At 70.9% G+C, this 25,622-nt stretch carries 23 protein-coding genes; 12 read left to right on the top strand and 11 right to left on the bottom strand.

The window, feature by feature from the left end:
• Positions 1–43 precede the first annotated feature (43 nt).
• The 3 genes from AB0M56_RS19735 to AB0M56_RS19725 all read left to right on the top strand — a co-directional run bounded on the left by AB0M56_RS19735 (position 44) and on the right by AB0M56_RS19725 (position 3,882).
• Positions 44–1,777: a pyruvate dehydrogenase gene (locus tag AB0M56_RS19735; RefSeq protein WP_364177954.1), complete on the top strand. Its 1,734-nt coding sequence runs from the start codon at positions 44–46 to the stop codon at positions 1,775–1,777.
• 44 nt (positions 1,778–1,821) lie between these two features.
• On the top strand, positions 1,822–2,835 hold the full coding sequence (locus tag AB0M56_RS19730; RefSeq protein ID WP_364177951.1) for a helix-turn-helix domain-containing protein: 1,014 nt from the start codon (positions 1,822–1,824) through the stop codon (positions 2,833–2,835).
• A gap of 144 nt (positions 2,836–2,979) precedes the next feature.
• Positions 2,980–3,882, top strand: coding sequence for an alpha/beta hydrolase (locus AB0M56_RS19725; RefSeq protein ID WP_364177949.1), 903 nt, complete (start codon positions 2,980–2,982; stop codon positions 3,880–3,882).
• Between the two features lie 14 nt (positions 3,883–3,896).
• Here the strand turns inward: AB0M56_RS19725 and AB0M56_RS19720 are convergent, their stop codons facing one another.
• The 3 genes from AB0M56_RS19720 to AB0M56_RS19710 are packed head-to-tail and all read right to left on the bottom strand — an operon-like array spanning position 3,897 to position 7,281.
• A complete protein-coding gene (locus AB0M56_RS19720) occupies positions 3,897–4,643 on the bottom strand; it encodes a succinate dehydrogenase/fumarate reductase iron-sulfur subunit (RefSeq protein ID WP_364177946.1) in 747 nt (248 codons plus the stop codon).
• On the bottom strand, positions 4,640–6,568 hold the full coding sequence (locus tag AB0M56_RS19715; RefSeq protein WP_364178325.1) for a fumarate reductase/succinate dehydrogenase flavoprotein subunit: 1,929 nt from the start codon (positions 6,566–6,568) through the stop codon (positions 4,640–4,642). The genes AB0M56_RS19720 and AB0M56_RS19715 overlap by 4 nt, the downstream gene beginning before the upstream one ends.
• Positions 6,569–6,570: 2 nt before the next feature.
• Positions 6,571–7,281: a succinate dehydrogenase cytochrome b subunit gene (locus AB0M56_RS19710; RefSeq protein ID WP_364177943.1), complete on the bottom strand. Its 711-nt coding sequence runs from the start codon at positions 7,279–7,281 to the stop codon at positions 6,571–6,573.
• Between the two features lie 83 nt (positions 7,282–7,364).
• Between AB0M56_RS19710 and AB0M56_RS19705 the strand changes: the two genes are divergently transcribed.
• The 5 genes from AB0M56_RS19705 to AB0M56_RS19685 all read left to right on the top strand — a co-directional run bounded on the left by AB0M56_RS19705 (position 7,365) and on the right by AB0M56_RS19685 (position 12,427).
• Positions 7,365–8,294 (top strand): LysR substrate-binding domain-containing protein, encoded by a 930-nt coding sequence (locus AB0M56_RS19705; protein ID WP_364177940.1) that lies wholly within the window; start codon positions 7,365–7,367, stop codon positions 8,292–8,294.
• Positions 8,295–8,330: 36 nt separating this feature from the next.
• Positions 8,331–9,245: an MBL fold metallo-hydrolase gene (locus tag AB0M56_RS19700; RefSeq protein ID WP_364177937.1), complete on the top strand. Its 915-nt coding sequence runs from the start codon at positions 8,331–8,333 to the stop codon at positions 9,243–9,245.
• A 104-nt stretch (positions 9,246–9,349) separates the two neighbouring features.
• Entirely contained in the window at positions 9,350–10,705 is a 1,356-nt protein-coding gene (locus AB0M56_RS19695; RefSeq protein ID WP_364177934.1) for an OFA family MFS transporter, read from the top strand.
• A 16-nt stretch (positions 10,706–10,721) separates the two neighbouring features.
• Positions 10,722–11,573 (top strand): formate dehydrogenase accessory sulfurtransferase FdhD, encoded by an 852-nt coding sequence (gene fdhD / locus AB0M56_RS19690; RefSeq protein WP_364177931.1) that lies wholly within the window; start codon positions 10,722–10,724, stop codon positions 11,571–11,573.
• Positions 11,574–11,782: 209 nt separating this feature from the next.
• Positions 11,783–12,427 (top strand): NAD(P)-dependent oxidoreductase, encoded by a 645-nt coding sequence (locus AB0M56_RS19685; protein ID WP_364177929.1) that lies wholly within the window; start codon positions 11,783–11,785, stop codon positions 12,425–12,427.
• Here the strand turns inward: AB0M56_RS19685 and AB0M56_RS19680 are convergent.
• From AB0M56_RS19680 to sucC, 7 genes are read right to left on the bottom strand one after another with little or no spacing between them, the layout of a single operon-like run.
• Positions 12,424–12,720 (bottom strand): LysR substrate-binding domain-containing protein, encoded by a 297-nt coding sequence (locus AB0M56_RS19680; protein ID WP_364177926.1) that lies wholly within the window; start codon positions 12,718–12,720, stop codon positions 12,424–12,426. The genes AB0M56_RS19685 and AB0M56_RS19680 overlap by 4 nt on opposite strands.
• A gap of 17 nt (positions 12,721–12,737) precedes the next feature.
• The gene (locus tag AB0M56_RS19675; protein WP_364177923.1) at positions 12,738–12,908 is read right to left on the bottom strand and encodes a LysR family transcriptional regulator; all 171 of its coding nucleotides are present in this window, start codon (positions 12,906–12,908) and stop codon (positions 12,738–12,740) included.
• A 46-nt stretch (positions 12,909–12,954) separates the two neighbouring features.
• On the bottom strand, positions 12,955–13,812 hold the full coding sequence (locus AB0M56_RS19670; RefSeq protein WP_364177920.1) for a LysR family transcriptional regulator: 858 nt from the start codon (positions 13,810–13,812) through the stop codon (positions 12,955–12,957).
• A 26-nt stretch (positions 13,813–13,838) separates the two neighbouring features.
• Complete coding sequence (locus tag AB0M56_RS19665; RefSeq protein WP_364177917.1) at positions 13,839–14,981, bottom strand: molybdopterin molybdotransferase MoeA; 1,143 nt, start codon at positions 14,979–14,981, stop codon at positions 13,839–13,841.
• A gap of 10 nt (positions 14,982–14,991) precedes the next feature.
• A complete protein-coding gene (locus AB0M56_RS19660; RefSeq protein WP_304504299.1) occupies positions 14,992–15,501 on the bottom strand; it encodes a carbonic anhydrase in 510 nt (169 codons plus the stop codon).
• Positions 15,502–15,503: 2 nt separating this feature from the next.
• Positions 15,504–16,394, bottom strand: coding sequence for a succinate--CoA ligase subunit alpha (sucD, locus tag AB0M56_RS19655; protein WP_364177914.1), 891 nt, complete (start codon positions 16,392–16,394; stop codon positions 15,504–15,506).
• A gap of 3 nt (positions 16,395–16,397) precedes the next feature.
• Positions 16,398–17,579, bottom strand: coding sequence for an ADP-forming succinate--CoA ligase subunit beta (gene sucC / locus AB0M56_RS19650; RefSeq protein WP_364177911.1), 1,182 nt, complete (start codon positions 17,577–17,579; stop codon positions 16,398–16,400).
• Between the two features lie 324 nt (positions 17,580–17,903).
• Between sucC and AB0M56_RS19645 the strand changes: the two genes are divergently transcribed.
• The 4 genes from AB0M56_RS19645 (at position 17,904) to AB0M56_RS19630 (ending at position 24,620) form a co-directional block, all read left to right on the top strand.
• Positions 17,904–19,646 (top strand): thiamine pyrophosphate-binding protein, encoded by a 1,743-nt coding sequence (locus tag AB0M56_RS19645; RefSeq protein ID WP_364177908.1) that lies wholly within the window; start codon positions 17,904–17,906, stop codon positions 19,644–19,646.
• Positions 19,647–19,662: 16 nt separating this feature from the next.
• The gene (gene frc, locus AB0M56_RS19640) at positions 19,663–20,892 is read left to right on the top strand and encodes a formyl-CoA transferase (protein WP_364177905.1); all 1,230 of its coding nucleotides are present in this window, start codon (positions 19,663–19,665) and stop codon (positions 20,890–20,892) included.
• An 11-nt stretch (positions 20,893–20,903) separates the two neighbouring features.
• Positions 20,904–23,042, top strand: coding sequence for an acetate--CoA ligase family protein (locus AB0M56_RS19635; protein WP_364177902.1), 2,139 nt, complete (start codon positions 20,904–20,906; stop codon positions 23,040–23,042).
• 174 nt (positions 23,043–23,216) lie between these two features.
• Positions 23,217–24,620 carry an OFA family MFS transporter gene (locus AB0M56_RS19630; protein ID WP_364177900.1) on the top strand — a complete coding sequence of 468 codons (1,404 nt, stop codon included), beginning with the start codon at positions 23,217–23,219 and terminating at the stop codon, positions 24,618–24,620.
• 60 nt (positions 24,621–24,680) lie between these two features.
• Here the strand turns inward: AB0M56_RS19630 and AB0M56_RS19625 are convergent, their stop codons facing one another.
• The gene (locus AB0M56_RS19625) at positions 24,681–25,418 is read right to left on the bottom strand and encodes a GntR family transcriptional regulator (protein ID WP_364177897.1); all 738 of its coding nucleotides are present in this window, start codon (positions 25,416–25,418) and stop codon (positions 24,681–24,683) included.
• Positions 25,419–25,622: the final 204 nt, after the last annotated feature.

The raw sequence follows: 25,622 nt of genomic DNA, 5'->3' as shown, positions 1-25,622 counted from the left end.
AGCACATGCTGGAGGCAGGTTTTCCGAGAGAGGAGCGTGGCTCATGGCCACTGTGGCCGAACAGCTCGTGCGGACCCTGCGCGATGCCGGTGTTGAACGGATCTACGGCATCGTCGGCGACAGCCTGAACCCGATCGTCGACGCGGTGCGCCGCACCGACGGCATCGAGTGGGTCCACGTGCGCCACGAAGAAGCGGCGGCGTTCGCGGCCGCGGCCGAAGCCCAGGTGACGGGAAAGCTCGCCGTGTGCGCGGGCAGTTGCGGCCCGGGCAACCTGCACCTGATCAACGGGCTTTTCGACGCCCACCGCAGCGGCGCGCCGGTGCTGGCGATCGCGTCGCACATCCCGTCGGCGCAGATCGGCACGGGGTTCTTCCAGGAGACGCACCCGGAGCAGTTGTTCACCGAGTGCAGCTACTACAGCGAGCTCGTGTCCCAGCCGGAGCAGATGCCGCGGATGTTGCGGATCGCGATGCAGACGGCCGTCGGCAAGGGCGGCGTGTCGGTGCTGACCATCCCGGGCGACATCGCCGACCGCAAGCCCGCGAAGCCGGGTGCGGAAAAGGTCCAGCTCGTCACGCCGTCGCCCGTCGTGCCGCCGGCCGCGACGATCGAGGAGCTGGCGCGCCTGCTCGACTCCGGCGAGAAGGTGATGCTCTTCGCCGGCGCCGGGACCCGCGGCGCGCACGACGAGGTGCTGGCCCTGGCCGAGCGGCTCAACGCTCCGGTCGGCCATTCGCTCGGCGGCAAGGAGTGGATCCAGTACGACAACCCGTTCGACGTCGGTATGAGCGGCCTGCTCGGCTACGGCGCCTGCTACGACGCGATGCACGCGGCCGACCGGATCGTATTGCTGGGCACGGACTTCCCGTACGACAACTTCCTCCCGCAAGCCCGCACGATCCAGGTCGACACCGACGTCGCGCGCCTGGGCCGCCGCACTCCGCTGGAGCTGGCGGTCCACGGTGACGTGAAGGCGACGATCGAGGCCGTGCTGCCGCTGCTGCGCCAACGGACCGATCGCACCTACCTCGACCGGATGTTGCGCGAGCACGTGCGGAAGCTGGAGAAGGTGGTTTCGGCCTACACCACGAAGATCGAGCACCGCCGGCCCATCCACCCGGAGTTCGCCGCCGCGGTCCTCGACGAGGTGGCCGACGACGACGCGGTGTTCACCGTGGACACCGGCATGGGCAACGTGTGGGCCGCGCGCTACCTGACGCCCAACGGCCGCCGTCGCGTGCTCGGCTCCTTCCGCCACGGCAGCATGGCCAACGCGCTGCCGCACGCGATCGGCGCCCAGTTCGCCCAGCCGGGCCGCCAGGTCGTGTCGCTCTCGGGCGACGGCGGCCTCGCGATGCTGATGGGTGACCTGCTCACGCTGTCGGCCTACGACATCCCGGTGAAGGTGGTGGTGTTCAACAACGCCACGCTCGGCATGGTGAAGCTCGAGATGCTCGTGGACGGCCTGCCCGACTTCGGCACCGACCAGGCACCCGTGAACTTCGCCGCGATCGCCGAGGCGTGCGGTATCCACGCGACGCGCGTCGAAGACCCGCGCGATGTGCGGGAGGCGCTGGCGAAGGCGTTCGTCCACCCCGGACCGGCCGTGGTCGAACTCGTGACCGATCCCAACGCGCTGTCGATCCCGCCGCACATCACCGGCGCGCAGGTCCGCGGCTTCGCGCTCGGGGCGAGCAAGACGGTGCTCAACGGCGGCGTGGGCAAGATGATCGAGCTCGCGCGCACCAACCTGCGCAATGCGCCGGGCTTCTGAGCCGGCGGCGGCCCGTACGCTGGGCGCCGTGGAGGTGACCGACGTTGCGTGAGCTGGCCGGGCGCATGCGGGCGATCGACCCCGGAGCCGGGGCCGCCCTGCAGGTGGTCGCCCACTTCGACGCCCTCGTGGAAGCCCGCGCCGGTCTCGAGGCGACGGTGCGGGCCGCGGCCGTGCTCGCCCGCTGCGCCGCGGGTCTCGTCGCTCCGGGTCGCCGTTTGCGCGTCCGAGTGGAACCGGACGGCCGGCGGGTGGACGGCGAGGTCGCCGGGCTTTCGGTGCCGCTGCCGGGCTACGCGGGCGCGCTCGTGTGGGTGGAACGCATGGCTGACGAGCCGGGCCGGGCGGAGTTCGACCGCGTGCTCGTGGACCGGCTCGCCGCGACGGTCGGGATCGTGCTCGACCGCACGGGTGCCGGGTTCCCGTCAGGTGACGCGGCGGCGGTGGAGCTGCTGGTGGACGCCACCGCCTACGAAGCCGCCCGGCTGGCCGCGGCCCGGCGGCTCGGGTTGTCGCCGGAGGGCTCCTTCGTCGTAACGGTCTGCGCGGGCGGCCCGCACCCGCCCGGTGCGGCCCGGCTCGGCGGCTTGGTGGTGACGATCGACCCGGCCGGATCACCTGCGAGGGCCGGCCCGGCGGTGCGGTCGGCGTCGGGACCGGCGGTCGCCTTGCGGGATCTGCCGGAGTCCTACGGGCAGGCGGTTCTCGCGCTGCGGCTCACCGCCGTCGACGAACCGGGGCCGTCCCATGTGGACGCCGCCGAGGTGGGTGGGTTGCTTGCGCTCGCCGACGGGTGCGACTCACCGGCGGCCGCGGCGGAAGTGACGCACCTCGAACGCGTGCTCGCCGCGCACCCGTGGGCGCTCGCCACCCTGACCGCGGTCGCGGCGGAGCCCAGCCTGCGGGCGGCCGCGGCAGCGCTCCACGTGCACCACTCGACGTTGCAGAGCCGCGTCGACCTGCTCGCGCAGGCGCTGGGCTACGGGTTCGCCACGCCGGCCGGGCGGACCCGGCTCACGGTGGCGTTGGTGTTGCGCCGGTTCCGCCGGAGCCGCTGACCGCCGCGTGGCGGGCAACGGCCGCCGCGTGACGGGTTCACCGAGGCGGGCTCGGGCCCTAGCGTCGGGGGCCGACATCCCGAGAGGAGCAGGCGGCATGCAGAGGGTGCACCCACCTTCGACCCCGAGATCGCGGCGGCGCTGGTGGCGGTGAACGAGGCGCTGCCGTCGTCGGTGACGCCGGAGCTCGTGGGCCGGCTGCGTGAGCTGACGGCGGCCGGGCACACGATGACCGTGGGCGAGATCGGCGAGCACGCCGACGTGGAGGAAGTCGACGCCGGCGTTCCGCTGCTGGTGCTGCGGCCGAAGGGCGCCGACCCCACCGTGCCGTTGCCGGGCGTGTACTTCATGCACGGCGGCGGCATGATGGCCGGCAACAACCGCACGGGCGCCGACTGGCTGCTCGGCTGGCTGGCGGAGATCCCGATGGTCGTGGTGAGCGTCGACTACCGCCTCGCGCCGGAGCACCCGCACCCCGCGCCCGTCGAGGACTGCTACGCCGGTCTGACGTGGGTCGGCGAGCACCTCGCCGAGCTGGGCATCGACCCCGCCCGGCTCGTGGTGGCGGGCGGCAGCGCCGGCGGCGGGCTCGCGGCCGCCACCGCGCTGATGGCGCGCGACCGCGGCGGCCCGCCCCTGCGGGGGCAGCTGCTGGTGTGCCCGATGATCGACGACCGCGCGAGCACGCCGTCGAGCACCGAACTGGTCGGTGAAGGCGTGTGGGACAGCGTCTCCAACGCCACCGGCTGGTCCGCGCTCCTGGGTACCGCCGCCGGTGGTCCGGATGTCTCCCCGTACGCCGCGCCCGCCCGCGCCGCCGATCTCTCGGACCTGCCACCCGCGTTCATCGAGGTCGGCTCGGTCGAGACCTTCCGCGACGAGGCCGTCGCCTACGCCTCACGCCTGTGGCAGTCGGGCGGGCAGGCGGAGCTGCACGTGTGGCCGGGCGGGTGTCACGGCTTCGACGAGGTCGTCCCGCACGCCCCGATGTCCCGCGAGGCGCGGGCGAGCCGGGCCAACTGGCTACGCCGCGTCTTCGCTGAGTAGGACAGCCGGGTAGGTCACTTGCCGGCTTTGCGCGCCGCCTTGAGGAACTCGCGGTTGAGCGTGGTGATGCTCGTCAGCGGGATGCCCTTGGGGCAGGCCAGCGTGCACTCGCCGCTGTTGGTGCAGCCGCCGAAGCCTTCGGCGTCCATGGTGTCGACCATGTCCAGCACTCGCTGCGCGCGTTCGGGCTGGCCCTGCGGCAGGGAGTTGAGGTGGCTGACCTTAGCGGCGGTGAAGAGCATTGCCGAGCCGTTGGGGCAAGCCGCGACGCAGGCGCCGCAGCCGATGCAGGTGGCGTTGTCGAAGGCGAGGTCGGCGTCGGGCTTGGGCACCGGCGTCGCGTGGGCGTCGGGAGCCGCACCGGTCGGGGCGGTGATGTAGCCGCCGGCCTGGATGATGCGGTCGAACGCCGAGCGGTCGACGACGAGGTCCTTGATCACGGGGAAACCCTTGGCCCGCCAGGGTTCGACGTCGATCACGTCGCCGTCGGAGAACGCGCGCATGTGCAGCTGGCACGTCGTGGTCGTCTCCGGCCCGTGGGCCTGGCCGTTGATGACGACACCGCAGGAGCCGCAGATGCCTTCACGGCAGTCGTGGTCGAACGCGACCGGCTGTTCGCCCGCCTCGATGAGCTGCTGGTTGAGCGTGTCGAGCATTTCGAGGAAGGACATGTCGGTGCTGATGCCGTCGATCGCGTAGTCGACGAGCCGTCCTTCGGTGTCGGGGCCGGACTGGCGCCAGACACGCACGGTGAGTTTCACGTGTAGCTCCGCTGGGTGGGGTGGACGTAGTCGAAGTTCAGGGGTTCCTTGTGCAGCACGGGTTTCTCGCCGTACTCCCAGGCCGAGACATGCGAGAAGTTCTCGTCGTCGCGGGCGGCCTCGCCCTCGGGAGTCTGGTGTTCCTCCCGGAAGTGCCCGCCGCAGGACTCCTCGCGCACGAGGGCGTCGAGCAGCAGGAGCTCGGCGAGCTCGAGGAAGTCGGCGACGCGCGCGGCCTTCTCCAGCTCCTGGTTGAGCTCCTCGCCGGTGCCGGGGATGCGGACGTCGCGCCAGAACTCGGCTCGCAGTTCCGGGACGCGTTCGAGGGCCTTGCGCAGGCCTTCGGCGGTGCGGGCCATGCCGCAGTGGTCCCACATCATCAGGCCCAGCTCGCGGTGGAACGAGTCCACCGACCGCGTGCCGTTCACCGCGAGGAGCCGGTCGAGGCGGTCGCGGACGCCGGTCTGCGCCTCGACGACGGCGGGGTCGTCCAGGGCGACGTCGGTGAACCCGCCCTGTCCGATGTAGTCGTTGAGGGTCGCCGGCAGAACGAAGTAGCCGTCGGCCAGGCCCTGCATGAGCGCCGAGGCGCCGAGGCGGTTGGCGCCGTGGTCGGAGAAGTTGGCCTCACCGATCACGAACATGCCGGGAATCGTGCTCTGCAGGTCGTAGTCGACCCACAGCCCGCCCATCGTGTAGTGGATGGCGGGGTAGATGCGCATCGGGACCTCGTACGGGTTCTCCGCGGTGATGCGCTGGTACATGTCGAAGAGGTTGCCGTAGCGGGCTTCGACGGCCGGGCGCCCGAGCCGTTGGATGGCGTCGGCGAAGTCCAGGTACACCCCGAGCCCGCCGGGTCCGACGCCGTAGCCGGCGTCACAGATGTTCTTCGCCGCCCGCGACGCGATGTCACGGGGGACCAGGTTGCCGAAGCTGGGGTAGAGGCGTTCCAGGTAGTAGTCCCGTTCGTCTTCCGGGATCTCCGACGGCGGCCGCGGGTCCTGCTTCTCCTTCGGCACCCAGATGCGGCCGTCGTTGCGCAGCGACTCGCTCATCAGCGTCAGCTTCGACTGGTGGTCGCCGGAGCGCGGGATGCACGTCGGGTGGATCTGCGTGAAGCAGGGATTGGCGAAGTACGCACCCCGCTTGTGGGCCCGCCAGATCGCCGAGGCGTTGGAACCCTTGGCGTTGGTGGAGAGGTAGAAGACGTTGCCGTACCCGCCGGTGGCCAGCACGACGGCGTCGGCCAGGTGCGTGGTGACCTCGCCGGTGACGAGGTCGCGCGCGACGATGCCACGGGCCCGGCCGTCGACCACGATCAGGTCGAGCATCTCCGTGCGCGGGTGCAGCTCGACGTTCCCGGCGTCGATCTGCCGCGACAACGCCTGGTAGGCCCCGATGAGCAACTGCTGCCCGGTCTGGCCCCGCGCGTAGAACGTCCGCTGCACCTGCACACCGCCGAACGAGCGCGTGTCGAGCAGCCCGCCGTACTCGCGCGCGAACGGCACGCCCTGCGCCACGGCCTGGTCGATGATCTGCGCCGACACCTCGGCCAGCCGGTACACATTGGACTCCCGTGATCGGAAGTCGCCGCCCTTGACCGTGTCGTAGAACAGCCGGTGCACGGAGTCGCCGTCGTTGCGGTAGTTCTTCGCCGCGTTGATGCCGCCCTGGGCCGCGACCGAGTGCGCGCGCCGCGGCGAGTCCTGGAAGCAGAACTGCACCACGTGGTAACCCTGCTCGGCCAGTGTCGCCCCGGCGGATCCACCGGCCAGGCCGGTGCCGACCACGATCACCCGGTGCTTGCGCCGGTTCGCCGGGTTGACCAGCTTCGCCGAGAACTTCCGCGCGCTCCACCGCTCGTCGATCGGCCCGGACGGCGCCTTGGTGTCGGTGATCGGCTCGCCGATCGTGTAGTCGAGCATGCTCAGCTCACCCATCCAGTCATGACGGAGATCGGCACGATCATGAAGCCGCCGGTGATGACCACGGCCAGGACGGTGCCGACGGTCTTGACCGTGCGGTCCTTGGTCGCGCTCTTGATCCCCAGCGTCTGCGTGGCGCTCCAGAACCCGTGGTTGATGTGCAGCCCGAGCATCAGCAGGGCCACCAGGTAGATCACGTTGACCCACCACACCTGGAAGTCGGCGACGACGTTGTGGAACGGCTGCCCCTCCACGAAGTCCCGGTTCGCGACCCCGACGGTGAGGTCGAGGATGTGCCACACGATGTACACCGCGAGCGTCGCGCCGCCCCAGCGCATGGTGTGCGTGGCGAAGGTCGCCCGCGGCCGCTGCCCGTGCGCGTACCGGACCGGCCGCGCGCGGCGGTCGCGTTTGGACAGCTGTACCGCCGCCGTGACGTGCAGCACCAGCGCCACCACCAGGACCGCGCGCTGGACCCACAGGAACCACGCGTACGGCAGCGCCGGCTCCCCGATCGTGCGCAGCCAGGCCGCGTAGTGGTCGAAGGTCTCCGGCCCGAAGAAGATCTTCAGGTTGCCGGCCATGTGCGCGAGCAGCCAGACCACGAACAGCAGTCCGGTCGCCGCCATCACGACCTTCTTGCCGATCGACGATTCCCAGAAAAGCCGCACCGCCGAGCGTTTGCGCCGGGCGGTGGCGAGTTCACTTGCCACGGCTCCGACGTTAGGTCCGCGTCAACGAGAGGGCAAACACATGATTCCTCTCGTGCCCAGAGCCAAAGCCTATGATGAGCTCCATGCAGTTCCAGCAGCTGGCATATTTCCTGGCAGTGGCCGACACGAGGCACTTCACGCGCGCGGCCGAGCAGGCGCGTGTGGCGCAACCCTCACTGTCACAACAGATCCGCGCGCTCGAACGCGACGTCGGCGCCACGCTGTTCCACCGTGTCCGCGGCAACGTCACGCTCACCGAGGCCGGCGAGACGCTCCTGCCGATCGCGCGGCGCATCCTGGCCGAGACCGAGACGGCGTACCGGGCGATCCGCGAGCTCGACGAACTGGGCCGCGGCCGGGTGCGCCTCGGCGCGACGCCGAGCCTGTGCACCGGCCTGCTGCCGGTGATGCTCGCGGCGTTCCGGCGCACCTACCCCGGCATCGAGCTGGTGCTGCACGAGAGCGGTTCTCGCGACCTGCAGACCGACCTTTCCGAAGGCGGGCTCGACCTCGCGATGATCGTCGACAGCCGGGTCCGCGACGATCACCGACTGGAAAGCACGCCGTTGTTCGTCGAGGAGCTCGTGGTGATCTCGCCGAAGCACGAGCCGGCGCCGGTGCGCGGGCGGCTCGCCATCCAGGACCTGAAGGGCCGGCCGCTCGTCATGTTCCGCCGCGGCTACGACCTGCGCGAGGCCACCGTGAACGCCTGCCGCGCCGCCGGCTTCGACCCGGCCTTCGCCATCGAGGGCGGTGAGATGGACGCCGTGCTCGAGCTCGTGCAGGCAGGTCTTGGTCTGGCCGTCGTCCCGAGCACCGTGGTGGGGGACCGGTTCCGGATGACGCAGTTCACCGAACCCGGCCTCAGCCGCGTCGTCCGGCTCGCCTTCCGCCGCGACGTCGAACTCACGCGCGCCGCCCGCGCCCTGCAGGAGGAGATTGTCCGGTTCTTGGCCGGGGGAGGTGGGCTCGGTCACCTCCCGCCCGGGATCCGCTCGCTCGCCGGGCGCTGACGGAGGCATGATCAACTCGAGGAGTCCGAGAGGGGAGTGCGTGATGGCGGGAGCGCTGACGAGCAGTCGGCGGTACGGGTGCTGCAGCTCGGGGGAGTGCGGTTCACCTATGTGGTCGACGGCGCGCTGGCCATGGTGCCCGGCGCGTTCTTCCCCGCCATCCCGGCCGCCTACTGGACCGAACACCCCGAGGTGCTCGACGCGAAGGGACGTGTCACGGCGTCCGCGGGCGGCCTGCTCGTGGAGCGCGACGGCCGGTCGCTGCTCGTCGACGCCGGGCTCGGCGTCGCGACCGACCCGGTCGAAATCGGCGGCGAACCGGTCGCCTTCAGCGATTCCGGCGCCCTGCCCGACACCCTCACCGCGCTGGGCCACAAGCCGGAGGACATCGAGGCCGTGGCGTTCACGCACCTCCACGTGGACCACACCGGCTGGGCGTTCGTCGACGGCCGCAAGTTCTTCCCGGCGGCCACCTACCTCGTCGCCGCGCAGGAGTGGGCGCCGCACGGGCGCGGGGAGCTCATCCCGGGAGCGCCGGGCCGGGCCGAGGTGATCGAGCCGCTGGCGGGCACGCACCAGGTGATCGGCGACGGCGACGAGGTCTTCCCCGGTGTCCACGCGCTGGTGACACCCGGCCACAGCCCGGGTCACACCTCCTACGTGATCGAGGCGGGGGAGCAGCGTGTGATCGCGTTCGGCGACGTCTTCCACATTCCCGCGCAAATCACCCACCCCGACTGGCCTTCGCTGCCCGACGTCGACGCCGCGGGCGTGCTCGCGGCCCGTCGCCGGATCGTGGAGGAGCTGGAGCGGCCCGGCGCGATCGGATTCGGCATCCACTTCGGGGACCAGGCGTTCGGCCGCGTCCGGCGAGGCACCGATGGCCTGCTCAGGTGGGAACCGGTCGAGGCCGAAGCCGTGCTGCCCGCGCCACGTGTGCTGGGGGACTGAGCCCGCTCCGCCCGTCGGGCGACGCCCGTGGACAGGGTGCAGCGTGGGTGCTATAACCGGACTACTCCATACTGAATACAACATCCAGTCGAGCGGGTGACGCCATGTCCGAGCACCGGACCACCACCGCGGTTCGCGAAGTGAAGGACGTCTACGGACGCCGGTACCGGGTCGGGGAAAGCGATCTGGACCTGCTCGGCCGATCCAGGAGCTGGATGCTCTGGCTCAGCGGCGCCGCGATGTTCGCGGCCGGGCTGCAGCAGTACGGCTTCGGCGCCATCGCGCCGGTGCTCACCGGCGCGCACGGCTGGACGTTCACCGAAGTGGTGGTGTCACTCGCCGTGTGGGCGGTGGCCCAGTCGAGCGTGGTGTTCCCCGCCGCGTGGCTGCGCGACCGCGGCCGGCTCTCGCCGTCGTTCGCGGTGGTGCTGGGCGGGATCCTGTGCGCGATCGGGCTCGTGACGCTTGGCCACGCGTCGAGCCTGGCCGTGGTGTTCGTGGGCTACTCGCTGCTCGGCGGCATCGGCACGGGGCTGGTCTACGGGACGTGCGTCGGCGCCGTGATGCGCTGGTTCCCCGACCACACCGCCACCCGAGTCGGCGCGGTGAGCGGTGCCTTCGCCTACGGCAGCGTCCCCTTCGTGCTCGTCGCCGGCTTCGGTCTCAGCTTCGGCAACCGCGGCGTGCTGCTCGACGTGACGGCGGCGCTCGTGCTCGTCATCGTGGTCGGCGCGGGCGTGCTCCTGCGCTATCCGCCGCGCAACTGGTGGCCGTCCGGGGCGCCGGACCCGCGCGAGTGGGCGCGGGACAAGGTCCGCAACCGCACCGTCTCGGTCAACCGCCCCGCCGTCCGCCACTACCGGCCGGCCGAGCTCCTGCGCTGCGGCACGACCTTCGCCCTGTACGTCACAGTGGTGCTGGCCGCCGCCGTGCTGCTGTTCGACCTCGCCTACCTCGCCACGTTCGTCGCCGAGCAGGGCGGCGGCACGGGCCTCGCGGCGGTCGCGCTCGCGGTGCTCGCCGGCGTGACCGGCACCGGCCGCGTGCTGCTCGGGTGGCTGTCCGACCGCGTGGGTCGCCGCCGGATCCTGCAGCTGGCCCTGGTGGCCGGCGGTATCGGCCAGTTCGTGCTCTTCTACTCCGGCGAGCACCGGCAGGCCTTCGGCCTCGTGTTCGGCGCCGCGCTCGCCGGGCTGGGCAACGGCTGCTGCTATACCCTGCTGACCGGGTTGGTGCGCGAGTACTTCGGCGAGGAGTCGGCGTTGCAGAACTTCGGTGTGCTCTACAGCGCCAAGGCCGTCGGCGCGCTCCTCGGCATCGGGCTCGCCGCCCTCGTGGTCACGGCGCACGGCTACTTCGGCGCTTTCGCCGCGGCTGGGATCTTCAGCCTGGCCGGCGCCGTTCTCACCGGACGGCTGACGCAGCCGGGCCGGCCCAAGTCCCTGCTTCCCGCGCGCTGATCCCGGAGGTGGCCCCATGGGCCGGATGACGAGCCGACGCCGCGTGTTCCGCGTCGTCGACGGCGAGCTCACGATGCGCCCGGACACGCTCAGCGCCGAGGAACCGCTGGAGATCCGCGTGGCCGGCAAGGCGCTCACGATCACCATGCGCACGCCCGGCAGCGACTTCGACCTCGCCGCCGGGTTCCTGGTGGGCGAGGGGATCGTGCGCCAGGGCGCCGACATCGCCGGGATCCGGTACTGCGCCGGGGCCACTGTGGACGGTTCCAACACCTACAACATCGTCGACGTCGTGCTGCGCGCCGGCGTGCCACTGCCCGACCCGTCGATGGAACGCAACTTCTACACCACGTCCTCGTGCGGCCTCTGCGGCAAGGCGAGCCTGGACGCGGTGCGCACGACGTTGCGGTGGCCGGTGACCGCTGACCAGCTCGCCGTCGGTCCGGAGGTGCTGACGGGCCTGCCCGACGCGTTGCGATCGGCGCAGAAAGTGTTCGACCGCACCGGCGGCCTGCACGCGGCCGGGCTCTTCGACGCCGCCGGAGAGCTGCTGTGCGTGCGCGAGGACGTGGGGCGGCACAACGCGGTCGACAAGGTCGTGGGCTGGGCCGCGCGCGAGGGCCGGCTGCCGCTGACCGGCACGATGCTGATGGTCAGCGGGCGGGCGTCGTTCGAGCTGGTGCAGAAGGCGGCGATGGCGGGAATCCCGTTGCTGGCGGCGGTTTCCGCGCCCTCGTCGCTGGCGGTGGAGCTGGCCGAGGAGGTCGGGCTCACACTCGTCGGGTTCCTGCGTGGCAGCTCGATGAACGTCTACACGCGAGCCGACCGGCTCGGCCTGCACGACCCGCTGCAGCTCGTCGAGCGCTGAGGTCCCGCAGCGAGATCCAGAAGGCTGCGCACCGGCGCCACGCACGAGGAAGGCCTCTTTCGCCGCGGGGCAATCGCGGCGAAAGAGGCCATTGTCGCAGGGTTCAGCGCTTGGCCGAGTACGAGTGCGCACCCGTGCCGGCGAGATTGCCGCCGTCGACGATGAGGTACTCGTCGCGGATCGGCGTACCGGCGAAGAACCTCAAGCTCGTGATCACCGCCGGCATCGGTTCGGACCACACCGACCTCGACTCCGCGATCGCCCGCGGCGTGACCGTGGCCGAGGTGACGTACTCGAACAGCATCAGCGTCGCCGAGCACATCGTGATGATGATCCTCTCGCAGGTGCGCAACTACCTGCCCTCCTACCAGACGGTGCTCGACGGCGGCTGGAACATCGCCGACTGCGTCGCGCGCTCCTACGACCTCGAGGGCATGCACGTCGGCACGGTCGCTGCCGGCCGCATGGGCACCGCGGTGCTGCGCCGCCTCAAGCCGTTCGACGTGCACCTGCACTACACCGACCGGCACCGCCTGCCGGCCGAGGTCGAGCAGGAGCTGGGCGTGACGTTCCACGAGAGCGCCGCGGACATGGTGCCGCTCTGCGACGTCGTGACGATCAACGCGCCGCTGCACGCGGAGACCGAGGGCCTGTTCGACGACAAGCTCATCGCCACGATGAAGCGCGGGACGTACCTGATCAACACCGCCCGCGCCCGCATCGCCGACCGCGACGCGATCATGCGGGCCCTGGAGAGCGAGCGGCATCGTCGCGACCTCGGCCCAGCGGACGCGCTCGCGCCCGGCGAGCTCACCGTCGCGCGGGGTCAGGAGCAGGTAGCGCTCCTCTCCTAGTAGAGCGGGTAGGTGCGGACGGCGCCGAGCTCCTCGTCGTCCACATAGGTCAGGGCGATGTCCAGTTCGTACTCCGCGAGCCGGCGCGTGATCTCCCGCGACGGAGGGGATTCCAGCGTCACGCGGGCGTGCGGGTGGCGTTCGCAGAACGGAGTTGTGAGCAACGTCGCGGCGGTGAGCGACGTCGGGATCGTGCCGACGCGCAGGACACCCGAGAGACTGCTGCGCATCGTGGAGAGGTCCTGGCGCAGGCCGTCGCACTCGGCGAGGATCCGGTGGGCCCACCGCAGCACGCGCTCGCCTTCGGGCGTCAGGCCCTCGAACCGCCGGCCGCGGCGCACATCGGCGCGCCCAGCTCGTGCTCCTGCTTCCGGATCGCGGCCGACAGCGAGGGCTGCGAGACGTGACAGGCGTCGGCGGCGGGGGCGAAGTGACGTTCTCGCGCGAGTGCGACGAGGTACTCCAGTTGGCGTAGCAGCACATCTCATCATGGCGCAGGCCCGGGACCGCGGAAAGGTCTTGCGGCGTCAGGTCAGGTGCCGCAGCACGGCCGCCACCGCCGGCGGGGGATCACCCGCCGGACGGGTCACGGTGATGTGCCAGGTCGGGCCGCCGCGGGAGAAAGGCCGTGAGGTGAGATCGGCGAACCGCGCGGCCACGGATGCGGGCAGGATGCACGCGCCGAGGTCGTGGCGGACGAGCTCCGCCGCGGCGGCGACGTCGGTGACCTCGTGGGCTACGGTGCGACGCACCTGCGCGGTGTGGAACGCGCGGTCGGTCGCCTCGCGGTTGGCCCAGCCCGGAGCGAAGTCGACGACCGCCGCCGCGGCCGCGTCGGCGGCGGTGACCGGCCGGTCGGCGCCGCGATCGCCCGCGGGAGTCACCAGCACCATGGCCTCGCGCCGCAGCGGCCGGCTGACCAGACCGTCACCGGCCACGCAGTCCTCGACGGCGACGAGAGCGTCCACACTGGACTCGTGCACCGCCGAGCGCAGCTGCCGCGGCGGGACCAGGAGGACCTGCACCTGCACCCCGGGGTGCTCCCGGCGCACTGCCGCCAGGGCACGGTGCGGGTCGGGCCACGCGCCGGGCATCACCCCGATCCGCACGCGGCCGTCGAGTTTCCAGCGCGCCCCGTCCACAGTCGCCCGGGCATGTTCCGCCGCCTTCAACGCGGCGCGCGCGGCGGGCAGGAACGCCCGCCCCGCCGGCGTGAGCGCGACGCGGTGGGTGGTGCGCTCGAACAACGACGTGCCGAGGTCGCGTTCGAGCGCGCGGACCACCGTGGACACCGTCGACTGCACGGTGTGCAGGCGGTGCGCCGCGGCGGTGAACCCGCCCTCCTCGGCGACCGCGACGACGATCTCCAGCTGCCGCAGGTCCATCCGCGGTCCTCCTCGGGTGCTCGTGGTCAGGGCAGGGGCAGCAGTTCGACGTCACCGCCCCGCCAGCCCGGCGGCACCACGGCGAGGGCGTCGGCGAGCGCCGCGCCCCACAGCGAACCGGGCCGGTCGTGGCCCACCGGGGTGACGTCGCCGCCCGAGCGCACGACGGGTACGAGCCGGGTGTCGCTCGGGTGTGCCGGCAGGGGTTCGGCGGCCCACGCCGTGACGGGCGCCGGCTCGCGGTGCCCGCCGAGCTCGGTCAGCAACGGCATGAGCAGCGTCAACCCGGCCCCGAGCGCCGCGAACGGGTTGCCCGGCAGCCCGACCACACACCGGCCGTCCGGCAGCACCGCCAGCAGCTGCGGGTGCCCGGGCCGGACCGCGACACCGTCCACACGCACATCGGCGAGCAGCGCACGCAGCACGCCCCGCAGGTGGTCGGCCGGCCCCTGGGAGGTGGCGCCGCAGACCACCACCACGTCCGCGTCGTCGTCGGTCAGCGCCGCGGTGAGGGCGTCGGGCCGGTCGGCGAGCCGGACGAGGCCGTGTTCGTCGGCACCCCCGGCGCGCAGCAGGCCGGGCAGCAGCGGCCCGATCGCGTCACGCACGCGGCCCGGCTCCGGCAGGCCGGAGGTCTGCACCTCGTCGCCGGTCACGACCACCGACACGCGCGGCCGGCGGTGCACCAGCAGCGTGTCGTGCCCGACGGCCGCCGCCACGCCGAGCACCGCGGCCGTCACGGTGGTCGACGTGGTGAGCAGCTCCTCGCCCTCGGGACAGTCCTCACCCCGGCGGCGGAGGTGCTTGCCGGTCACCACGGTGCCGCTCACCCGGCGTCCACTGTGGACGGCGTGCTCCACCGGCAGCACCGCCCGCGTGCCGGCCGGGACCGGGGCGCCCGTGGCGATCTCGAGCGCCGTGCCGTGGGCCAGCACCCCGGCGTACGGCGCGCCGCCGGCCCGGACCGCGCCCACCACGGTCCAGGGTCCGGGCCCGGCGACGGCGTACCCGTCCATCGCCGAGTTGTCGTACGCCGGCATCGGCACCAGGGCACGGACCGGGCTCGCCAGCGCCCGGCCCAGCGCTTCGCTCAGCGGCAGTTCCACCGCCTCGAGCGGCTTCACCGCGTCGCGGGCGATCCGGCGGGCCTCGGCCCATCCCCGGTGCATGGTGTACCTCCTAGTCCGGCCGGCCCGCGGCGCCGACCTCGGTCATCGCCCCGGTCCGCTCGTCGTACACGAACCCTCGCACGGACGCGGTGTGCGGCAGGAACGGACTGCTGCGCACGCGGCGCAGGCATTGGCGCACGTCCTGCTCGGCGTCGGTGAACGCCTCGGCCGACCAGGGCGGCCGGATCCCGGTGCCCTGCTCGACCTGGCGGGCGAACTCCGTGTCCGTGAAGGTTCGCATGCCGCAGTCCTCGTGGTGGACCAGGATGATCTCCCGGGTACCCAGCAGCCGCTGGCTCACCGCCAGGGACCGGATCGCGTCGTCGGTCACGGCGCCGCCGGCGTTGCGGATCACGTGCGCGTCGCCCTCTTCCAGGCCCAGCAACCGGTACACGCTGATCCGCGCGTCCATGCACGCCACCACCGCCACGCGCCGGCGTGGCCGCTTCACCAGTCGGGTGTGGTCGAGACCGCGGTGGTAGCGCCCGGCGTTGGCGACCAGCGCGTCGATCTCGCCCACGGTTACGGCGTTCCCGCGAGGACCTCGCGCACCAGCCGCGCGGTCTCGCTCGGGGTCCGGCCGACGCGGATGCCCGCCGCCTCCAGCGCCGCCTTCTTCGCGACGGCCGTGCCCGCGGAGCCGGAGACGATCGCGCCGGCGTGGCCCATCGTCTTGCCCTCCGGCGCGGTGAACCCGGCGACGTAACCGACCACGGGCTTGCTCACGTTGGCCTTCACGAAGGCGGCCGCGCGTTCCTCGGCGTCGCCGCCGATCTCGCCGATCAGCACGATCACGTCGGTCTCCGGGTCCTTGTCGAAGGCCTCGACCGCGTCGATGTGCGTGGTCCCGATCACCGGGTCACCGCCGATGCCGACGCAGGTGGAGAAGCCGATGTCGCGCAGCTCGTGCATGAGCTGGTAGGTGAGCGTGCCCGACTTCGACACCAGCCCGATGCGGCCGGGGCCCGTGATGTCGGCCGGGATGATGCCGGCGTTGGACAGGCCGGGGGAGACGATGCCGGGGCAGTTGGGGCCGATGATCCGCGTCTTGCCGCCCTTGGCCACGGCGTGCGCCCAGAACACCGCCGAGTCGTGCACCGGCACGCCTTCGGTGATGACCACGGCCAGGCCGATCTCGGCATCGACGGCCTCGATGACCGCGTCCTTCACGAACGGCGGCGGCACGAACAGCACCACCACGTCGGCGCCGGTCTCGGCCATCGCGTCGGCGACGCTGCCGAACACGGGCAGCTCGTGCTCGCCGACCGCCACCTTCTGGCCCGCCTTGCGCGGGTTCACGCCGCCGACCACGTTCGTGCCCGCGGCGAGCATCCGCTTGGTGTGCTTCATGCCCTCGGCGCCGGTCATGCCCGACACGACGACACGGCTGTTCTCGTCCAGGAAGATCGCCACTTCTCAGGCCTCCGCGCTAGCAGTAACGGTCGCGAGCTTGGCCGCCTCGCGGGCGGCGTCGTCCATGGTCTCCACCACGGTCACGAGCGGGTGGCCGGCTTCGGCGAGGATGCGCCGGCCCTCGGCCACGTTGTTGCCGTCGAGGCGCACGACGAGCGGTTTCGTCGCGCGGTCGCCGAGGATCCCCAGCGCCTGCACGATGCCGTCGGCCACCGCGTCGCACGCGGTGATGCCGCCGAAGACGTTCACGAAGACGCTGCGCACGTCGGGGTCGCCGAGGATCACGCCGAGCCCGGCCGACATGATCCCGGCCGACGCGCCGCCGCCGATGTCGAGGAAGTTCGCCGGTCCTCGCGCGCCCAGCTCGGCGGCGGCGGCCGCGACGACGTCCAATGTGGACATCACCAGGCCGGCGCCGTTGCCGATCACGCCGATGTCGCCGTCGAGCTTCACGTAGTTGAGCCCCTGCTCGGCGGCTTCGCGCTCCAGCGGGTCGCCGGCGTCCGGGTCGGCGAACGCCGCGTGGTCGGCGTGGCGGAACTCGGCGTTGGCGTCGAGCGTGACTTTGCCGTCGAGGGCGATCACCGCGCCGCCCTGAGTGCGGGCCAACGGGTTGACCTCGACGAGGGTGGCGTCTTCGGCGACGAAGACGTCCCACAGCCGCACCAGCGCGTCGGCGATGTCGTCGGCCACCTCGGCCGGGAACTGCGCCGCGGCGACGATCTCGGCCGCCTTGGCGCGGTCCACGCCGGTGAGCGCGTCGACCGGCACCTTGGCCAGCGCCTCGGGCCGCGTTGCCGCGACCTCCTCGATCTCCATGCCGCCGGCCACCGAAGCCATGGCGAGGAAAGTCCGCTCCGCGCGGTCGAGCAGGTAGGACACGTAGTACTCCTCGGCGATCTCGCTCGCCTCGGTCACCAGCACCTTGTGCACGGTGTGGCCCTTGATGTCCATGCCCAGGATGTCGTCGGCGACCTGTTCCGTGTCGTCAGGGGTGGCCGCGAGCTTGACGCCGCCGGCCTTGCCGCGTCCGCCGGTCTTCACCTGGGCCTTCACCACGACGGTGCCGCCGATCACCACGGCGGCCGCGCGCGCTTCTTCCGGGCTCGTGGCGACGCGGCCGCGGGGGACCGGTACGCCGTGCGAGGAGAACAGCTCGCGCGCCTCGTGTTCGAAGAGATCCATCTGAGTCCTTCCTGGCGGGCCCGGGTGGGCCGCGAACGGGACTGGGGAGGAAAGGGCCGTCCGGCGTGCCGTCATCCGCAGCGGCTCCGGCGAAAAAAACCTCCGGACAAACCTGCGGATGGCCCTGGACAGCGGGTCGCTCGGGGAGTAATTCTAATGCCTACCTCATACGGTATGCAATCTACAGTTTTCGGTGAAGGTGCCGCTGACCTGGAGGGATGCCCTTCGCCGCGGCTGTGGACCGACGGCAGTGCAGACCGGGGAGCGCACCGGAACGAGCGCCCGGATCAGAGAGGTCCGGCGTGAGACCAGAGGAGTTGAGCAATGGCGCCAACCACGACCGGCCAGAACGTCGACAAGGACCGGGCCGCCCCTGCGACGAACGGCGGCCAGCCGGCTCCGGACACGATCTCCGGCGGGCACCTGGTGGCCAAGGCGCTCAAGGCAGAGGGCGTCGACACGATCTTCACGCTGTGCGGCGGGCACATCATCGACATCTACGACGGCTGCGTCGACGAGGGCATCAATGTCATCGACGTACGCCACGAGCAGGTCGCCGCGCACGCCGCCGACGGCTACGCGCGCATCACCGGCCGGCCCGGCTGCGCGGTCGTCACCGCGGGCCCGGGCACCACGGACGCGGTGACGGGTGTGGCCAACGCGCTGCGCGCGGAGAGCCCGATGCTGCTGATCGGCGGTCAGGGCGCGCTGAGCCAGCACAAGATGGGCTCACTGCAGGACCTCCCGCACGTGGACATGATGAACCCGATCACCAAGTTCGCCGCGACCGTGCCCTCGACCGCCCGCGCGGCCGACCTCGTGTCGATGGCGTTCCGCGAAGCCCTGGCGGGCGCGCCCGGCCCGGCGTTCCTGGAGATCCCGCGCGACGTGCTCGACGCTCGCGTGCCGCTGTCGGCCGCGCGGATCCCCGAGGCGGGCCGCTACCGCGCGTCCACCCGCAGCGCCGGCGACCCGGCCGACATCGAACGGCTCGCCGACCTGCTGGTGCACGCGAAGAAGCCGGTGATCCTCCTGGGCAGCCAGGTCTGGACCACCCGGGCAGCCGAGCCGGCGGCGGAACTCGTGCGCACGTTGAACATCCCCGCCTACATGAACGGCGCGGGCCGCGGCACGCTGCCGCCGGGCGACCCGCACCACTTCCAGCTCTCGCGCCGGTACGCGTTCGACAACGCCGACGTGATCGTGATCGTCGGGACGCCGTTCGACTTCCGCATGGGCTACGGCAAGCGGCTTTCGCCCGAAGCGACGGTGGTGCAGATCGACCTCGACTACAAGACCGTCGGCAAGAACCGTGACATCGACCTGGGCCTTGTCGGCGACGCGGGACAGATCCTCGCCGGGGTGTCGCAGGCCGCGTCGGGCCGCGTCGACAACGGCGCGCCGGCCCGCAAGCCGTGGCTGGAAGAACTGCGCGCCGTGGAGGACAAGGCGAAGGAGAAGCGCCTGCCGCAGCAGCACTCCGACGCGAACCCGATCCACCCGTACCGGCTCGTGCACGAGATCAACGAGTTCCTCACCGAGGACTCGATCTACATCGGTGACGGCGGCGACATCGTCACCTTCTCCGGCCAGGTCGTGCAGCCGAAGTCGCCGGGCCACTGGATGGACCCCGGCCCGCTCGGCACCCTCGGCGTCGGCATCCCGTTCGTGATGGCCGCCAAGCACGCCCGTCCGGACAAGGAGGTCGTCGCGCTCTTCGGCGACGGCGCGTTCTCCCTCACCGGCTGGGACTTCGAGACGTTGGTGCGGTTCAACCTGCCGTTCGTCGGGATCGTCGGCAACAACTCGTCGATGAACCAGATCCGCTACGGCCAGGCGCAGAAGTACGGCCTGGCGCGCGAACGCATCGGCAACACCCTCGGCGACGTCCCCTACGACCAGTTCGCCCGCATGCTCGGCGGCTACGGCGAAGAGGTCCGCGACCCCAAGGACATCGCGCCGGCGCTGCAGCGCGCCCGCGAGTCGGGCAAGCCGTCGCTGATCAACGTCTGGGTCGACCCGGACGCGTACGCCCCCGGAACCATGAACCAGACGATGTACAAGTAGTCGGGAGGCAGGAAAAATGGGAAAGGCACTTGAGGGCGTCCGCGTCCTCGACATGACCCATGTCCAATCAGGACCGTCGTCGACCCAGATCCTCGCCTGGCTCGGCGCGGACGTGATCAAGGTGGAGACGCCGGGCCGCGGTGACATCACGCGCGGCCAGCTGCGGGACCTGCCCGGAGTGGACAGTCTCTACTTCACGATGCTGAACGGGAACAAGCGCAGCATCACGCTCAACATGAAAAGCGATGAGGGCAAGGAGATCTTCACCAAACTGGTGTCCGGTGTGGACATCCTCGTGGAGAACTTCGGTCCCGGTGTGGTCGACCGCTTCGGCTTCTCCTGGGAGAAACTGCAGGAGATCAACGAGGGCCTCATCTACGCCTCAATCAAGGGCTTCGGGCCGGGCCGCTACGCCGACTTCAAGGCCTACGAGGTCATCGCGCAGGCCATGGGCGGCTCGATGAGCACCACCGGCTTCGAGGAGGGCCCGCCCACCGCGACCGGCGCGCAGATCGGCGACTCCGGCACCGGCGTCCACCTCGTGGCCGCGATGCTCGCCGCGCTCTACCAGCGCACGAACACCGGCCGCGGGCAGCGGGTGCAGGTGGCCATGCAGGACGCCGTGCTCAACCTCTGCCGCGTCAAGCTGCGCGACCAGCAGCGCCTGGCGCACGGCCCGCTCGGCGAGTACCCCAACGAGGTGTTCGGCGACGAGGTGCCGCGCTCGGGCAACGCCTCCGGCGGTGGCCAGCCCGGCTGGGCGGTGCGGTGCGCGCCCGGCGGCCCGAACGACTACATCTACGTGATCATCCAGCCGGTCGGCTGGCAGCCGCTCACCGAGCTGCTGGGCCAGCCCGAGCTCGCCGAGGACCCCGAGTGGGCCACGCCCGAAGCCCGGCTGTCCAAACTGGACAAGGTGTTCGCGCTCGTGGAGCAGTGGACCGAGCGCCACACCAAGTGGGAGGTCATGGAGCAGCTCAACGCCCACAACATCCCGTGCGGCCCGATCCTGTCCACGAAGGAGCTCATCGAGGACGAGACGCTGGCCGAGCTCGGTTCCGTGGTCGAGATCGACCACCCCGAGCGCGGGAAGTTCAAGACCGTGGGCTGCCCGCTCAAGCTGTCCGACTCCCCGGTGGACATCGGCCGTTCGCCGCTGCTGGGCGAGCACAACGACGAGGTGCTGAGCGAGCTCGGCTACGCGACCGACGACCTCGAGCGGCTGCGCACCGCAGGCGTGATCTAAGGAGATTCTGGATGACCACGGGAACCGGCCGCGAAGCGGTCGAGAAGATCCTGGCACAGGCGGCGGCCGAGGGACGTTCGTCGCTCACCGCTCCCGAAGGCCGCGCGGTCTGCGAGGCCTACGACATCCCCACCCCGCAGGAGCGCCTGGCGACCTCGGCCGACGAGGCCGTGGCGCAGGCGCAGGAGATCGGCCTGCCGGTGGTGCTGAAGATCGTGTCGCCCGACATCCTGCACAAGACGGAGGCCGGCGGAGTGCTCGTCGGCCTGCGCACGGCCGAGCAGGTGGCCGACGGGTACGCCACGATCCTGGCCAACGCCAAGGCGTACAACGCCGAGGCCGGCATCATCGGCGTGCAGGTGCAGCAGATGCTGACCACGGGGCAGGAGGTCATCATCGGGTCGGTCACCGACCAGACCTTCGGCAAGATCGTGGCCTTCGGCCTCGGCGGCGTACTCGTCGAGGTGCTCAAGGACGTGACCTTCCGGCTGGCCCCGACCAGCGAGCACGAGGCACTGTCCATGGTGGACGGTATCGCCGCGGCCGAGGTGCTCAACGGCGTCCGCGGCAGCGAGCCGGTGGACAAGAAGGCCCTGACGGCCATCATCCACAACCTCTCGCAGCTGGTCAGCGACTTCCCGCAGCTCGCCGAGGTCGACCTCAACCCGGTGCTCGCCACGGCCGACGGCGCGACCGCGGTCGACGTGCGCATCCTGGTCGACCCGGACGCCGCGAAAGAGCCGGTGCGGTTCACGCAGGAGGAGATCCTCGCGTCGATGAACCGGATCATGAAGCCGGCCGCCGTCGCGGTGATCGGGGCTTCGGCCGAAGCCGGCAAGATCGGCAACTCGGTGATGAAGAACCTCGTCAACGGCGGCTACGCGGGGGAGATCTACCCGATTAACCCCAAGGCGTCGGAGATCCTCGACCGCAAGGCGTACGCGAGCATCTCGGACGTACCCGGAGACGTGGACGTCGCGGTGTTCGCCATCCCGGCGAAGTTCGTGGCGGCCGCGCTGGAAGAGGCCGGGGCGAAGGGCGTGGCCGGGGCGATCCTGATCCCGTCCGGGTTCGGCGAGACCGGCAACATCGAGCTGCAGAACGAGGTCGTCGCGATCGCGCGCAAGCACGGCGTGCGCGTCCTCGGCCCCAACATCTACGGCTACTACTACACACCCGAAAACCTGTCGGCGACGTTCTGCACGCCGTACGACGTCAAGGGCGGTGTCGCACTCTCCTCGCAGAGCGGCGGCATCGGCATGGCGATCCTGGGCTTCAGCCGCTCGGCGGGCATGGGTGTGTCGTCCATCGTGGGCGTGGGCAACAAGGCGGACATCGACGAGGACGACCTGCTCACCTTCTTCGAGCACGACGAGAACACTCAGCTCGTCGCGATGCACCTCGAAGACCTCAAGGACGGCCGCTCGTTCGCCGAGACCGCCAAGCGCGTGTCGGCGAAGAAGCCGGTGGTCGTGCTCAAGGCCGGGCGCACCTCCCAGGGCGCCAAGGCGGCGAGCTCGCACACCGGCGCGCTGGCCGGCAACGACAAGGTCTACGACGACATCCTGCGCCAGAGCGGCGTGATCCGGGCGCCGGGGCTCAACGACATGCTCGAGTACGCCCGCGGTATCCCGCTGCTGCCCACTCCGCAGGGCGAGAACGTCGTGATCATCACCGGCGCCGGCGGCTCGGGTGTGCTGCTGTCCGACGCCTGCGTGGACAACGGCCTTTCGCTGATGGAGATCCCCGGTGACCTCGACGAGGCGTTCCGGAAGTTCATCCCGCCGTTCGGCGCGGCCGGCAACCCGGTGGACATCACGGGTGGCGAGCCGCCGTCGACCTACCGGAACACGATCGCGCTCGGCCTTTCGGACGAGCGCATCCACTCCTTGATTCTCGGCTACTGGCACACGATCGTCACGCCGCCGATGGTGTTCGCCGAGCTCGTGGTGGACGTGGTCGAGGAGTTCCGCCGCAAGGGGATCCACAAGCCGGTGGTGGCGTCGCTCTCGGGCGATGTCGAGGTGGAGCAGGCGAGCGACCACCTCTACGCCAACGGGATCGTCGCCTACCCCTACACGACCGAGAAGCCCGTGGCGGTGCTCGGTGCCAAGTACCGCTGGGCGCGGTCGGCCGGACTGCTCGGCTGATCACTTCCGGCGAGAGGGAAGGAGGCGTATCTTGCCGGACACCTAGCCGTCGGCCAAGCGGGGGACACGAGCACACGCACGAAGCGCCGGGCGCGCGCGGTCGCGCCCGGCGGGGGGCAAGGAGCCACCCCACTCAGAGGGAACCGAAGTCAACGTTGACGAAAGAGAACTCTCATGACCGCAGCCTTACCGACGTACCAGGAGATCGTCGACGACAACGGACGCAAGTACCGGATCGGTGAGAGTCCCAGAGACATCATGGGCCGCTCACGCGCATTCATGGTCTGGCTGCCGTGGGTCGCCATGATGGCGGTGAGTGTGTTCGAGTACGGCTGGGGAGCCGTCGAAGGCACACTCGAAGACAAATACGGCTGGTCGCTGTCGGACGCGTTCTGGCTGGCCAGCATCTGGGCCGTGTTCCAGGCCGGGGTCGCGTTCCCGGCCGGCCGGCTGCGCGAGAAGAACATCGTCTCGGCGAAGACCGCCATGCTGATCGGCGCGCTTTGCTCCGGGATCGGCTACTTCACCATCGCGCACAGCGGGAACCTGGTGCTCGCGTTCATCGGGTATTCCGTGCTCGGCGGCACCGGCGCCGGGTTGGTCTACGCCACCTGCATCAACATGGTCGGCAAGTGGTACCCCGAGAAGCGCGGTGCCCGCACCGGCTTCGTGAACGGCGGCTTCGCCTACGGTTCGGTGCCGTTCATCTACCTGTTCAGCGCCTTCCTGGGGCACGAGAACCTGACCATCACGCTCGACGCCATCGGCCTCTACATGCTGCTGGTCGTCGGGATCTGCGGGTTCCTGTTCAAGGACCCGCCGAAGAACTGGTGGCCGGCCGAGGTCGACCCGATCGCCTGGCTGAAGGGCAAGGCGACCGGCAACGCGAAGAGCCTCGAGAAGAACCCACCGGCCGTCCGGCAGTTCACGCCGATGGAAGCGATCAGGACTGGCATGCTCCCACTGATGTGGGTCACGCTGATCGTGATCGGCGGTGTCTCGTTGTTCGGCATCAACTTCCAGGTGCCGTTCGCCGAGCAGAGCAACTTCGGTCCGTTCGTGGCCGCGTCGTCGGCCGGTCTCCTGGCCATCGTGAACGGCACCGGCCGCGCGCTCGTCGGCTGGGCCTCGGACCGCATCGGCCGCAAGCAGACGCTGTTCTGGGTGCTCGTGATCGCCGCGGTCGCGCAGTTCGGCGTGATGTGGTCCGGCAATACGCACAGCCTGTTCTGGTTCATGTTCTTCGCGATCCTGACCGGGTTCGGCAGCGGCGCGTTCTACCCGATGTTCGCCGCGCTCGTGCCGGACTACTTCGGGGAGAACCACAACGCGACCAACTACGGCCTCGTCTACAGCGCCAAGCTCATCGGCGGTGTCGGCGGCGGTGGTCTGGCCGCGGGCGTGATCGCGGCGTGGGGCTACACCGGTGCGTACATCCTGGCCGGGTGCATCGCCTTGCTCTCGGCCGTGATGGTGCTGTTCCTGCGCCAGCCGGGTCGCCGCAGCGGCCCGACCGCCTCGGAGCAGACCGGCGTGGTCGCACAGGCCTCACCGGCCGCCGGGACCGCCGGCAGCTGACGCCTGCCGGGGTTTTCGGTACAGGGCCCGGGAGTGAGGGGGCGGCTGACGCCCGCCCCGTCACTCCCGGGCTGCTTCGGGCCGCTCGTGGAACGCCCGGCGCGTGCGTTCCGTGTGGTGGGCCATGATCTTCTCCGCCTTGTCGACCTCGTGTGCCGCGACGGCCTCGATCAGCTCGGCGTGCTCGTGCCAGGCGTCGTGGCCGCGGGGCCGGGCGATCGGCGTGTAGTACCACCGCACGCGGCGGTCGACGAGCCCGATCAGCTCGGCCAGGACGGCGTTGCCGGTCAGCTCGGTGAGGAACGAGTGCAGGTCGGCGTTGGCCGAGACCAGGCCTTCGCTGTCGTCGGCGGCGAGGGCTTCGAGACCGGCGTTCTGCAGCTCCCACAGCCGGGCCACGTCCGCCTCGGTCGCGCACGCGGCGGCCAGTCGGGCGGAGTGGGTCTCGAGCACCGCGCGAACACCGAGCAGCTGGTCGGCCTCCTCGTCGGTGGGCATGTGCACGAACGCGCCCTGCGCGGGCCGCAGGTCGACCCAGCCCTCGGTCTGCAGGCGCTGCAGCGCTTCGCGCACCGGCTGACGGCTCACGCCGAGGTACTCCGCCAGGTCGGCTTCGACGAGGTGCTGCCCGGGCTCGAGCGTGCGGTTGATGATGAGTTCGGCCAGCGCGTCGTACACGACCTGGCGCAGCGGCGCCGGCCGCTCCACACGCTGGGCGGACTTCGCCGCGAGGGACCCCTTGGCCGTTCGCCGACCGGTGGGCCCGCGCTCGGGCAGGGGAGAGGCGGTCTGGGTCACGGGGCACCTCTGGTCTGGGTAGACGCGGTCCGCGGGAACGCGGGAAAACCGCGGGATTTCGTGGAGCTGATCCAAGAATACAGGTTTTGGTATGCAAAATCCCAACTCTTCACTCTGTGGTCTGGATCTCACCCGAAGTGGATCAATCGGACGGGTCTGAAATGACAATCAGTATCGAGTCTGCCTGCTCCGCCCGGGTGTCAT

Source organism: Amycolatopsis sp. NPDC051372, from assembly GCF_040682095.1.
GTDB lineage: Bacteria > Actinomycetota > Actinomycetes > Mycobacteriales > Pseudonocardiaceae > Amycolatopsis.
This window is presented reverse-complemented; position numbering and strand designations above follow the sequence as displayed.

Coding starts and splice junctions, on each gene's coding strand:
- AB0M56_RS19670 (WP_364177920.1), bottom strand. CDS start 13,812: ATGGACCTGCGGCAGCTGGAGATCGTCGTCGCGGTCGCCGAGGAGGGC.
- fdhD (WP_364177931.1), top strand. CDS start 10,722: ATGGGCCGGATGACGAGCCGACGCCGCGTGTTCCGCGTCGTCGACGGC.
- AB0M56_RS19705 (WP_364177940.1), top strand. CDS start 7,365: ATGCAGTTCCAGCAGCTGGCATATTTCCTGGCAGTGGCCGACACGAGG.
- frc (WP_364177905.1), top strand. CDS start 19,663: ATGGGAAAGGCACTTGAGGGCGTCCGCGTCCTCGACATGACCCATGTC.
- AB0M56_RS19715 (WP_364178325.1), bottom strand. CDS start 6,568: ATGCTCGACTACACGATCGGCGAGCCGATCACCGACACCAAGGCGCCG.
- AB0M56_RS19665 (WP_364177917.1), bottom strand. CDS start 14,981: ATGCACCGGGGATGGGCCGAGGCCCGCCGGATCGCCCGCGACGCGGTG.
- AB0M56_RS19645 (WP_364177908.1), top strand. CDS start 17,904: ATGGCGCCAACCACGACCGGCCAGAACGTCGACAAGGACCGGGCCGCC.
- AB0M56_RS19630 (WP_364177900.1), top strand. CDS start 23,217: ATGACCGCAGCCTTACCGACGTACCAGGAGATCGTCGACGACAACGGA.
- AB0M56_RS19635 (WP_364177902.1), top strand. CDS start 20,904: ATGACCACGGGAACCGGCCGCGAAGCGGTCGAGAAGATCCTGGCACAG.
- sucC (WP_364177911.1), bottom strand. CDS start 17,579: ATGGATCTCTTCGAACACGAGGCGCGCGAGCTGTTCTCCTCGCACGGC.
- AB0M56_RS19735 (WP_364177954.1), top strand. CDS start 44: ATGGCCACTGTGGCCGAACAGCTCGTGCGGACCCTGCGCGATGCCGGT.
- AB0M56_RS19695 (WP_364177934.1), top strand. CDS start 9,350: ATGTCCGAGCACCGGACCACCACCGCGGTTCGCGAAGTGAAGGACGTC.